Source organism: Fluoribacter gormanii (assembly GCF_900156395.1).
Classification (GTDB): Bacteria; Pseudomonadota; Gammaproteobacteria; order Legionellales; family Legionellaceae; genus Legionella; species Legionella gormanii.
The window spans coordinates 37,790-49,469 of the sequence record NZ_FTNL01000001.1 but is presented as its reverse complement, the minus strand read 5'-3'; the positions used below and the strand labels follow the sequence as shown (position 1 = coordinate 49,469).

Genomic DNA, 11,680 nt, shown 5'->3' with positions numbered 1-11,680 from the left:
AAATGAGTGTAGTAATGCATCATGCAGAAAGTACAATGCCTGAAATCAGTTTTACTGAAGCAGCGGTAAAGCACTTGGTTTCTTATTTGCAGAAAAATTCTGAATATACCGGGATTCGTTTATCAGTAAAAAAAACGGGATGTTCTGGGTTGTCTTATGTAGTTGATTATGTGCTTGCTCCTCAGGAAGGTGATTTAGTGCTTGCTTTGACAGAAAACTACAGCGTATGTATCGATAAATCCAGTTATCCTTTCCTAAAAAATATGAGTGTTGATTATGTAAAGCAGGGATTAAATTATAAGTTTATTTTCAACAATCCTAACCAAACAGGGCAATGTGGATGTGGAGAAAGTTTTACCGTAGATTAGAATAAAGGTCTGAGTGCAGCAACACGCATCCGGGATTTACAAAAAAAATGAAACATCTTGCCCCACGTCATCTGGAGGGGTTTAAGGTTCGATGAATCAACTTCGTGAGATCACATCTGCCGCAGCATTCTATTTGCTATAGGGTTTCCTGAAATATCCAAACCAACTAATACTTTATCGGGGCTTGTTAATATGCGATCGATAAAGTAGTTTGCATCTTCTAACGTATGTATTGAAATACAAATTTTCTGAGTATTTTACGCTATCAGTTAAGAAATAGCTGATATGAGTCAATTATTTAACAAATTCGCCTTGTCCATTTAACTTGTAAAGTGGTAAAATTTTTCTTCTTAATATTTCCTTAAGAAATGAATATCATTAAAACAATATTTACACTCTTTGAGATGTTTGGTACTATATAGTCCACAGTGTTCGGTGAGTGTATGTACTGGGCATAATTTTATTTAATTAATTTGTACTAGGAGACTTAAATGAGCACAGAAACAATGGTGCAAAGCAGCGAAGCACTTACTCATCAAGTAATTCATGCAGTTAAGGGCTATTTAAACAGTGTTAGCAATAAAGATTCTAACCTAAATTTATATCAATTAATCGTTGAAGAAGTTGAAGCGCCGTTATTTCGTACTGTAATGGAATTAACTCGTTACAACCAATCTAAAGCTGCACGTGTTCTTGGTGTAAGCCGCGGTACTTTGCGCACTAAACTAAAGCGTTATTTCGATGATGAATTTATTGGAACTCGTGATTTCTAATTGATTAAAGCAATCTATCTTCACTGTTTTTTTCATATTAAATTTTCCAATATAGTGGTCTTTGACTAGGCACTCTGCTACTATTGATAACAGAGTTGGTCAGACAATCGCTCTTTGTTTTACAAAGGGAGGAAAGTCCGGGCTCCAGAGGGTAGAGTGCCAGGTAACGCCTGGGAGGTGTGAACCTACGGAAAGTGCCACAGAAAATATACCGCCTCTTTGAGGTAAGGGTGAAATGGTGCGGTAAGAGCGCACCGCGCGTCTGGCAACAGACGTGGCAGGGAAAACCCCACTCGGAGCAAGACCAAATAGGAGTCCATTTGGCTGAAAAGCCATTACGTGTGACCCGCACGGGACTCGGGTAGGTCGCTTGAGGCATGCGGTGACGCATGCCCCAGATGAATGATTGTCCATGACAGAACCCGGCTTATCGACCGACTCTTTTTACTTTGTTATTTAATCTTTGATCGATCCTTCTCCCTAAAATTATAATGATTTTCAAACTCTGGCTTAGGTGTTGAGCCATACCCACCCCTAAAGGTCCGTTCTAAAAATGGACATTTCAGATATTAATAAAATATTGTTATCGATTTTACCTAGATTAATAGATCGAAATTTGTGTAGATCACGGGCCTTATATCGTATTACTCAAATAAATAATCAATTTTACTCTTTATGAGCACCTATAGACCAAACAATACAATAAGAATACAAAAAACCATCAATATAGGTTATAATGTAATCACATTGATTTTAATTAACCAAATTTTATATGAAAATTCCGCAGCTTCCTTTCATTTTTACCTACCCAAGTGAAATATCTTCTGAACAGGATCTCCTAGAGCAAATTGTCGAGTTTTCTGAAATAGGATTTAATGAAAAACTCAAGAAACGAATTGAACTAAATAAAGCTAAAATTCAGTCATACATGAAATTTGATACCTCAAAGTACAGCGAGAGTTATTTGGGTTTCCTAAATTCTATGATTCGGGTCTTGTCATTAGAAGAAAAAGATATTGATACAGTGCCTATTCGAGGAAAACGTGCGGACCATAATTATAAGTCAAACCAACCAGCCACTAAGAACGATTATAAGTTTATTGAGGAAATTCCAGCTGACTCGACTCTCCGTTTGAATGTTATCAAACGATTGGATGCATTTAAAGAAAAATTAGAGACTATTCGAAATCAACAACTGCTCATCAAAGCTCGGTCTTTAGTGAAATTAGCAAATGATGAGTTGGTTGAAAATCAGCAAAATTTGGAATTAATACTAAACCAGTACCTTGAGTTGCTTGAACAATCAGATTACTCACAAGAATCATTTGAAGAGCTTGATCGGAACTTCGAGAATTGGTTTGGTGACCAATCTATTTCAAAACTTGGACAGAGTTTTGCTGAAAAAAAACGCATCATGGGTGATATCATGAAGCAATGCGAAGCAAGCTCTGTTACAGCAGAGGAGATTCATCAGGAGCAATCCGAACTCATTAAACTAAGAGAGAACTTTGAATCGAGTAAGAAACAAGCAGAAGATTTAAAGAGTTTAACGACTCAGCTTAAACAAATAAAAACTATTGAAGCCGAGGTCGCCAAAAAAGCTGAGGAGTTATTAGTACCTTCAGATGCTCCTAAACTTCAAGAACTTATCAAATTTATTACAGCTAAAGAAGAAGAAATAAAGCTTACAATACAAAAGATTGATGGTACCTCAGAAATACATACAAAGACTCTTCATGCTATTGGTGAAATTGAACAATCCATGCAGAAAACAAAGAAACAGGCCGAGCTTTTGGAAAAAGAGTTAGAGACTCGAAATCAAGGACTTATTCTCCAAGCTCAGTCTTTAGTAAAATTAGCAAATGATGAGTTGCTTGAAAATCAGCAAAATTTGGAATTAATACAAAACCGGTACCTTGAGTTGCTTGAAAAATCAGATTATTCACAAGAATCATTTGAAGAGTTTGATCGGAACTTCGAGAATTGGTTTGGTGACCAATCTATTTCAAAATTTAAACAGAGTTTTGCTGAAAAAAAACATATCATGGGTGAAATCATGAAGCAATGTGAAGCAAGCTCTGTTACAGCAGAGGAGATTAGCAGGGAACAATCTAAACTTAATGATCTACTTAATAACTTTGAATCAATCATCGAGCAGGCAAAATATTCAAAGAGCTTAAAGACACTGTTTGAACAAATAAAGACGATTGAAAGTGCTGTCAAAAACGAAGAGGACAAGCTCAAATCTGAAAATGCACATAGTCCTCAAGCATTCATGCACTTTACTGAAGATAAATTGAAAAAAATAACTGATATCAAAGAAGCATTCGATGGATTAATTCCTATTGAAACTGACCAGGCTATTAAGAAAATTGAAGAATCCATTCAGAACAAAAAGGCAAATACTGAGTCTGATTTGAAGAAAATTCATCATGCAAGCAGTGAAGCGCAACAGGGAGAAATAAAGGAGCAAACAAAAGGTTCCAGTAGAAAAGAAGAGCAAAAAGAGGTACAACTTCAGTCTTCTTTACAGCCAATTATTACTGCAAGCAGTCACGAGCAACAAAACAAATTAGAAAATCATTCAGACAAAGGCTCCAATGATGGAGAGGAGAAAAAAAATAAAGAAGCACTGGCAGAAGAAAAGAAAAAGAGACTGAGCGAAGCAATCTCATTAATACAAACATATAAAATGACACTAAAAGTCGAGCAACAAAAATGTTCTTTACCCTTTTTCTATAGATCACGAAATCAAGCGAAGCTCGACTACTGCGAGTTATTAGAAAAAATTCTTGAATTGCAAGTTGCTACTTTAACTTCTGAGAGTGTCCTATCTACGATTATTAATAGGGCTCATATGGAGGTTCTTAAAAAAACTAGTGAAAAAGATAAAGAAGAAGTAACCAAAGGAGGTAGTTTTTTCGGTACAAGCCGCATGCTCAGTTTACAGCGCCTTTTGGGTATCAATGAGGCATGGGAAGAGAAAGGACGCTCCAAATTTTTCGGATCTGATTTTCATGGGCTTAAAACCTCGGGTGTCTTTGGTGCAGATGCACTTAAAACCGTGAACGATTTCTATGATGGAGTAAAGGGCGGTAGTAGTAAATTTCATGATCTAAAAGAAAAAGCTTTTCCAGCCGATCCCGGTACCCAGAAGAAATATCAAAATTAATCTTGATTTGTTGAACTCAATGAAGAGAACATTCTTAATGTTTAATCTATTGTGGATAAAGTTCAATTCTATTCAGAGTGTAGTTTGGTGGTAGCGAAGCGAAAACCAGCTTCCCCTGGCTACGATTGCCTGAGTTACGGATTGCGCCTTCACCAAGGATTTTCTTAAGTTGATGTCATTGCTGTCCGTGTTTCTGAATAGGAACAAAATTTTCTTATCTTATGCAAAATCACCCGTCTCCTGCTAAATGTTTTTTTAGTAGGACATTGATTTGCTCGGGATTAGCCTGTCCTTTGGTTTGTTTCATGATCTGTCCTACAAAGAATGCTAATAATTTTTCTTTTCCTGCCCTGTAATCCGCTGTTTGCTCAGGATACTGTTGAATTAATTTAATAATCATTTCTTCCCATGCCGCTGTATCATCAACTTGTTGATATCCTTCACGCTCTATTATTGCCTCAATATCTTTTTCACCAGTCCACAGTAAAGCAAATATTGCGCGAGCATTGTTTAAAGAGAGATCCGCGTCATGCAATTTATTAAGGAGATGCGCCATGAGCTCTGCGGATATACGAGGGGTATCGAACGTTAAGTTCTCTTCGTTTAAAGCAGCAGCATATTGACCTTTTAACCAGTTAATAATTACTTTTTCCGAAGCGCGACATTGCGCTTTAATTGATTTAAAAAACTGATAAGCTGCAGGTGAAGAAAGAATAAAATTAATATCTGCTTCATTTAGGGATGGTATGTTTATTAGTTCGGCATAAATTTTATCAGGTAAATCAGGTAAATTATTTTTTACTTCCGCTATGAGGAAGCGAGTGATCTGGATGGGCAGTAAATCAGGATCAGGAAAGTAGCGGTAATCGTTTTCATTTTCTTTACTGCGCATGGAATGTGTTGTATGCGTGTCAGGATTATAAAGACGAGTTTCTTGAACCACTTGTTGTCCGCTTTCCAATAAATCCTGATGTCGTGCTTGTTCATAAGCTATGGCTTTCTCAATAAAACGGAATGAATTTAAATTTTTTAATTCCGTTCGTGTTCCTAGAATATTAGAGCCTTTAGGTTTTAATGATAAATTGACATCACAACGGAAACTTCCTTCTTGCATATTACCATCACAGATACCTAAAAATTGGACTAACTGATGCAGTTTTTTAAGGTAGCTCACGGCCTCATGGCTTGAGAATAAACAAGGGGCGGTGACGATTTCCAATAAAGGTGTTCCTGCACGGTTAAGATCAATACCACTATAGCCTGAATGTACTCCATGAAGTGATTTGCCAGCATCTTCTTCCAAATGGGCCCGTACAATCAAAATATCTTTTTTACTGCCGTCATTCAAAGTAATTGCCAATTTACCATTGCTCACTATAGGCTTTTGAAATTGACTGATTTGATATCCTTTGGGTAAATCCGGATAAAAATAATTTTTGCGTTCAAAAACGGATTGATCATTAATGTCAGCTTGGATGGCCAAGCCAAACTTAATTGCCATAATCACTGCTTCCTGATTCAATACCGGTAAAACCCCAGGAAATCCTGCATCGATAAAGCAGGTTTGAGAGTTAGGAGCAGAACCGAATGCAGTGGATGCACCAGAAAAAAGTTTTGATTTTGTTTTTAGCTGAGCATGTACTTCAAGGCCAATGACTGTATCCCATTCCATAATTCACCTTTATTGCTTTGGACTGGTCAAATGCCAGTTGGTCTGTTGTTGATAATGATGGGCAATCTGGAGCAAACGGCTTTCACCAAATTGTTTGCCCATGAGCTGCATACCTATAGGTAACCCTTCAGCAAAGCCTGCGGGTATAGAAATCGCGGGAAGGCCAGCAAGATTGGCCGCCACAGTAAAAACGTCAGCCAGGTAATTTTGAATTGGATCGGCAACTTTTTCACCCAGTTTAAATGCACATGTTGGCGTTGTTGGTCCGAGAATCACATCAACGGATTTCAGTGTTGTAACTAACTCTTCCTGGATAAGACGACGGATTTTTTGTGCTTGCAAGTAATAGGCATCAAAATAACCCGATGAAAGTACGTGCGTTCCCGTAAGAATTCGACGCTTCACTTCAATCCCAAAACCTTCACTACGTGTATTGCGAATCAATTCGGTTAATGTGGATGCATTATCGCTGCGATAGCCAAAGCGTAAGCCATCATAACGCGATAAGTTAGATGACGCTTCAGCACAAGCAACTACATAGTAGCAAGGAACCCATAAAGGTTGGAGATTCAAATTTAAATGAATAATTTCGGCGCCCATTTGTTCAAAAACCGTGACTGCCTCACGAATCGCTTGTTGTATTTCTTGGTCTACCTGGGGTTGAAAAAAGCACGAAGGCAAACCAATTTTTAGTTGGGACAGGGGTTTATTGAGTTCCGCATAATAATCGGGAATTGTTGTCTCAACTGAAGTAGAATCTTGGGTATCAAATCCGGCTATAGCCTGAAGTACTAATGCAAGATCTTCAGCACTTCGAGCCATAGGTCCTGCTTGATCCAGACTGGATGCATAGGCAATCATGCCATAGCGAGAAATGAGTCCATAAGTGGGTTTAATTCCACTAATTCCGCATAAGGCAGCCGGTTGGCGTATTGAACCCCCAGTGTCAGAGCCTATAGCGAAAGGAACTAAGCCAGCAGCTACAGCGGCTGCTGAGCCTCCAGAGGAACCACCCGGAACTCGTTCTCTATCCCATGGATTCTTTACAGAACCAAAATAACTGTTCTCGTTGGAAGATCCCATGGCAAATTCATCCATATTGGTTTTGCCAATAAGAATGGATCCTTGTTCGAGTAATTTGCTGGCCAAGGTTGCTTCATACGGGGATTGGAAATGCTCCAGCATTTTTGAAGCACAGGTAGTAGGCATACGTTTGGTACAAAATAAATCTTTCAATGCCATAGGTATTCCCGTAAGAATTTTCCCATGGCCTTTTTTTAATTCTTGATCCGCTTTTTGAGCTTCAAGTAGCGCATGTTCCTCATCTAAACTGATAAAGGCATTTAAATCGGTATGCTTTTGGATTTGCATTAGGTAATGCTGAGTTAATTCAGTGCTAGATAGTTTGCCCTGATGCAACGCCTGCGATAATTGTTTTAAGGATAAATTTTCCATGATTACTTACTCTGGTCTATAACTTGAGGTACTAAATAAAGATCCTGTTCAAATTGTGGTGCAAGGGCTTCTAGTTCAGCCAGACATTTTCCTTCAGTAACCACATCGGTTCTTAAACGCTGATTTAAAGCAAGTGGGTGAAAAAGTGGTTCTACATCTTGGGTATTAACAGAGCTTAGTTGATCGACAAAATTCATTATCGCGTTAATATCTTCCATGAGTTTTGGTGAGTGCTCTATATCTGTATCCAGATAGGCTAGCTGAGAAATTTTCTCTAATTCTTTTGCCGAGATGGTCATAAAAATGGTACCTCAAAGAGTGAACATCTCATTATAGCGAGGATGTTATAACTTATAAATACAATTATGTGTGTAGCCTGCACTGCACTCAGGCTACAATGATAACTCTAGTTACTTTTTTAGATAAGGGAATTCATTCTGCAATAAGTCAATTACGTGGTGTAATTGTTCCTTACTTTTTACAATAAGAAGCACTGTATCATCACCTGCTATTGTGCCTAATATTCCTGAGCTTTGGGTAGCCTGAGGTGAATAAGAAACAAATTTTCTGTCAATAAAGAATGCTAAGCTGTTCGCATTCCCTGGGTGTGTATGAAGCACGATAAGTCCATAATCTGATATTTGCATATTCAATACCAAAGGTAGGTTGGGCATACTGAAATCTACTACTTGGTAAGTACCACCTATTTTGGCAATTTTTAGTTTTTTTAATCTTCGCGATAGAGTTGCCTGGGGGATAGTGTAACCGCGTTCCTTTAAGCTATTTTGTAAATCTATTTGTTCTGCAATTTCCTCTGTTTGCACAATATTTAGTATATGCCCATCTAGAGCAGCATCTTGACTCATTCGTATCTCCGCTTATTTATGGCTAAGTGAATACAGAACCATTATTAATGAAATTATATTCAAAATATCTTGACAGGGCAAGTTGAGGTTGGTAAATTTTATGAACGCATAAAAACTGGATTTATATTCACATGAAACATACGTTTTTTATTTTTTTAGTGGGGCTCGCTTTGTTGGTTTCTATTTGTTATGCCAAAGTATCGGATGATAACATCCAATATATTCATTTTGCAGTAGCGGCTGAATATCCACCATTTGAATATAATGATCATGGTGAAATTAAAGGATTTGATATTGATCTTGCGCGATTGATTGCAAAAAAAATTGGAAAGGAAGCATTCTTTGACACCATGCAATTCAGCAGTATTTTACCTGCTTTGAGCTCGGGGCAAGTTGATGCAGCAATTTCTACGATTACCATTACCGATCAGCGAAAAAAGAATTTTGATTTTACCGAACCTTATTATTTCGAAAGCATGGCGGCTGTTTTTCCTGAAACAAAGCCGATTAATGATGTGACGCAATTAACTGATAAGAAAATTGCCGTCCAATTAGGCAGTACGATGGAAATTTGGCTAAAAAAGAATATGCCAAATGCTAATCTTCTAGTAATGGATAATAATAATCAAACAATTGCTGCTCTAAAAGCTGGTCATGTTGATTTGGTTTTGGTTGATGGCGTCCAAGGGGCCGTATTCAGTAAGAAAAATCCTGGATTATCCTTTGCTGTTCTAGCTAAATCAACAGATGGCTATGGTTTAGCAATAAAAAAGAATTCTAAATTAACTCAAAAAATAAACCATGCTTTAGACGAACTGGAACAAAGTGGTGAGTTGGCTGCACTCAAGAAGAAATGGCTGGAGGACACAAAATGGAAGAGTTAAAACAAAATGTCCTCTATATTGGTGAGGGAACTCTAGTCACGTTAATCCTTTTACTTGGTGGTTTATTCATAGGGACTTTACTAGGAACTTTAATGGCTTTATTGCGTTACCAAGGGATTATGAAGCCTATAATAAATGGATTTATTTCGCTAATGAGAGGGACTCCAGTAATTTTGCAACTTAGTTTTATCTATTTTGCTGTACCTGCATTAATCGGTATCAAAGCCAATATTTTAGTGGCTGGACTTTTAACTTTTGGTTTAAACAGCTCAGCATATATTGCAGAAATTCTGAGATCAGGGATAGAGCATTTGCCTAAAGGTCAATTTGAAGCAGCAAAAACCTTACAAATACCTGGCTTTTATTTGTGGAAAGATATTGTTTTACCTCAAGTGGTTAAAAATATTTTTCCTGCGTTCATTAATGAAATGATTGCCTTGTTGAAAGAAACCGCATTGATCGCGACGATAGGGGGAATGGATGTGATGCGCAGGGCTCAATCGGTTGCCGCAGAGCAGTTTACCTATTTTGTTCCTTTGTGTATTGCTGGATGCTTTTACTACGGCATGGTTCTCTTGATTGAGTTCCTCGGCAAGAAAATGGAACAAAGGAGGCTTTATGCTAGCAATTAACCACGCCAGTAAATATTTTGGTTCTCTACCTGTATTAAATAATTTAAGTATAAAAGTACAAGAAAATACGGTGCTGGGTTTAGCAGGACCATCGGGAAGCGGAAAGTCCACACTGTTGCGTTGTATACAAAAACTAGAAAATTTGGATTCAGGTACCATTGAGGTAGTCGGTCACAGTGGCTTTATGTTTCAGGATTTTCAGCTTTTTCCACACATGACTGTGATGCAAAATTTGGTGTATGCACCTCGTTTACACAACAAAACAGTAACTCATGAAGAACAGGCACAGGCTTTACTGCTGAGTTTAGGGATTAGTGATAAAGCATCAGCTTATCCTCATCAGTTATCGGGTGGGCAAAAACAACGCGTTGCATTAGCGCGAAGTTTAATGATGAAGCCTAATTTATTACTGTGTGATGAACCTACATCAGGACTTGATCTGGCAACGATTGATGAAGTGATTAGCTTATTAAATTCAGTTAAGTCTTTAGGAGTTACAATGGTTATTGCGTCTCATGATCTGGATTTTCTCAGTAAAATATCAGACCGCTTGGTTGTTCTAAAAGGGGGACAGTTAGTTGCAGATGTAATACCTAAAGAATTGGCTGAGCCTATTTTACATTTAAAACAATACTATCAGGAGTAACCCATGACTGAATCGATTAAAAAAATTGTCCTTGCCTATTCAGGTGGCCTGGATACATCAGTAATGATTCCATGGCTTAAAGAGCATTACCAGCACGCTGAAATCATCGCTATGGTTTGTGATTTAGGACAAAGTGAAGATTTAGAGGCCATTAAAGAAAAAGCTTTAAAAAGTGGTGCTGCAAAAGCTTATGTTATGAACGTACAAGAGGAATTTGTTAGTAACTATTTATGGAGACTAGTCAAAGCAGGTGCCCTTTATGAAAATCAATATGTCTTAGGCACGATTTCAAGACCTTTAATCGCAAAAAAATTGGTTGAAATTGCAATGCTCGAACAAGCAGATGCTATTGCTCATGGGGCTACCGGAAAAGGTAATGATCAGGTTCGTTTTGAATACACAGTAAAAGCTTTAGCTCCTGAACTTAAAATTATTGCACCATGGAGATCGTGGAAGATTAAGTCGAGACAAGAGGCAATTGAATATGCAACATTGCATGGAATTGAGGTCCCAGTGACACCTAAATCACCTTACTCTCGTGATCATAATCTTTGGTATATTTCACATGAAGGAGGAATTTTGGAGGATCCAGCACAGCCTCAACCTGATGATTTATTGTTGATGACTACATCTTTGGAGCAATCACCAAACCACTCAGAGTTAGTGAACATTGAGTTTAAGCGGGGTGTACCTGTCGCTTTAAATGCAAAAAAAATGAGTTCAGTGGAGTTACTTAAAGAACTGAATAAAATTGCAGGTTCTCATGGAATTGGAGTGGCTGATATTGTTGAAAACCGTTTAGTTGGAATGAAAATCAGAGGCGTATATGAAGCACCTGCAGCTGCAGTTCTTTATAAAGCACATCAGATGCTCGAAAGTTTATGTCTTGATCGAGCGACTTTGCATTTAAAACAATCGTTACAACAAATGTATGCCAACCTTGTTTATGAAGGACGATGGTTTTCTCAAGCCAAGAATGCTTTGGATGCGTTGATTGATGTGACCCAAGAGCATATGACTGGAACTGTGAGTGTGCAATTATATAAAGGGAATATAATTCCTCATGGAATGAAGTCTCCATATAGTTTGCATGATCCTGCGTTGGCTACCTTTGAAGAGGATGGAGTTTATAACCAAAAGGATGCTGAAGGATTTATAAATTTATTTTCTTTGTCAGCACAAGTTTATGGCAAGGTACATAAAGGAGATTAA

11 protein-coding genes and 1 other RNA gene are annotated in these 11,680 nt (G+C 37.8%); 8 read left to right on the top strand and 4 right to left on the bottom strand.

All coding sequences use genetic code 11. The annotated features are described in order from the left end of the window. Positions 1 to 2: 2 nt before the first annotated feature. The 4 genes from BW930_RS00215 (at position 3) to BW930_RS00200 (ending at position 4,313) form a co-directional block, all read left to right on the top strand. Positions 3 to 368, top strand: a complete 366-nt coding sequence (locus BW930_RS00215) for a HesB/IscA family protein (protein ID WP_058468000.1) — start codon at positions 3 to 5, stop codon at positions 366 to 368. A gap of 491 nt (positions 369 to 859) precedes the next feature. Beyond that, entirely contained in the window at positions 860 to 1,141 is a 282-nt protein-coding gene (locus tag BW930_RS00210) for a helix-turn-helix domain-containing protein (protein ID WP_058468001.1), read from the top strand. 91 nt (positions 1,142 to 1,232) lie between these two features. Then, an RNA gene (rnpB, locus tag BW930_RS00205) (RNase P RNA component class A) lies at positions 1,233 to 1,587 on the top strand. Positions 1,588 to 1,913: 326 nt separating this feature from the next. Further along, the gene (locus tag BW930_RS00200; protein ID WP_058468002.1) at positions 1,914 to 4,313 is read left to right on the top strand and encodes a hypothetical protein; all 2,400 of its coding nucleotides are present in this window, start codon (positions 1,914 to 1,916) and stop codon (positions 4,311 to 4,313) included. Between the two features lie 229 nt (positions 4,314 to 4,542). Here the strand turns inward: BW930_RS00200 and gatB are convergent, their stop codons facing one another. From gatB to BW930_RS00180, 4 genes are all read right to left on the bottom strand, one after another. After that, on the bottom strand, positions 4,543 to 5,985 hold the full coding sequence (gene gatB / locus BW930_RS00195) for an Asp-tRNA(Asn)/Glu-tRNA(Gln) amidotransferase subunit GatB (RefSeq protein WP_058468003.1): 1,443 nt from the start codon (positions 5,983 to 5,985) through the stop codon (positions 4,543 to 4,545). Between the two features lie 9 nt (positions 5,986 to 5,994). Continuing rightward, complete coding sequence (gatA, locus tag BW930_RS00190; RefSeq protein WP_058468004.1) at positions 5,995 to 7,440, bottom strand: Asp-tRNA(Asn)/Glu-tRNA(Gln) amidotransferase subunit GatA; 1,446 nt, start codon at positions 7,438 to 7,440, stop codon at positions 5,995 to 5,997. A 2-nt stretch (positions 7,441 to 7,442) separates the two neighbouring features. Next, positions 7,443 to 7,739 (bottom strand): Asp-tRNA(Asn)/Glu-tRNA(Gln) amidotransferase subunit GatC, encoded by a 297-nt coding sequence (gene gatC / locus BW930_RS00185; protein WP_058468005.1) that lies wholly within the window; start codon positions 7,737 to 7,739, stop codon positions 7,443 to 7,445. A 111-nt stretch (positions 7,740 to 7,850) separates the two neighbouring features. Next, positions 7,851 to 8,306, bottom strand: coding sequence for an arginine repressor (locus tag BW930_RS00180; RefSeq protein ID WP_058468006.1), 456 nt, complete (start codon positions 8,304 to 8,306; stop codon positions 7,851 to 7,853). Between the two features lie 131 nt (positions 8,307 to 8,437). Between BW930_RS00180 and BW930_RS00175 the strand changes: the two genes are divergently transcribed. Genes BW930_RS00175 through BW930_RS00160 form a run of 4 tightly spaced genes read left to right on the top strand, consistent with a single transcriptional unit; the run spans position 8,438 to position 11,680 of the window. Then, positions 8,438 to 9,190 (top strand): substrate-binding periplasmic protein, encoded by a 753-nt coding sequence (locus BW930_RS00175; RefSeq protein WP_058468007.1) that lies wholly within the window; start codon positions 8,438 to 8,440, stop codon positions 9,188 to 9,190. Continuing rightward, positions 9,178 to 9,822, top strand: coding sequence for an amino acid ABC transporter permease (locus BW930_RS00170; RefSeq protein WP_058468008.1), 645 nt, complete (start codon positions 9,178 to 9,180; stop codon positions 9,820 to 9,822). Before BW930_RS00175 ends, BW930_RS00170 begins: the two co-directional genes overlap by 13 nt. Beyond that, positions 9,809 to 10,468: an amino acid ABC transporter ATP-binding protein gene (locus tag BW930_RS00165; RefSeq protein ID WP_058468009.1), complete on the top strand. Its 660-nt coding sequence runs from the start codon at positions 9,809 to 9,811 to the stop codon at positions 10,466 to 10,468. The genes BW930_RS00170 and BW930_RS00165 overlap by 14 nt, the downstream gene beginning before the upstream one ends. Before the next feature lie 3 nt (positions 10,469 to 10,471). Beyond that, the gene (locus BW930_RS00160) at positions 10,472 to 11,680 is read left to right on the top strand and encodes an argininosuccinate synthase (protein ID WP_058468010.1); all 1,209 of its coding nucleotides are present in this window, start codon (positions 10,472 to 10,474) and stop codon (positions 11,678 to 11,680) included.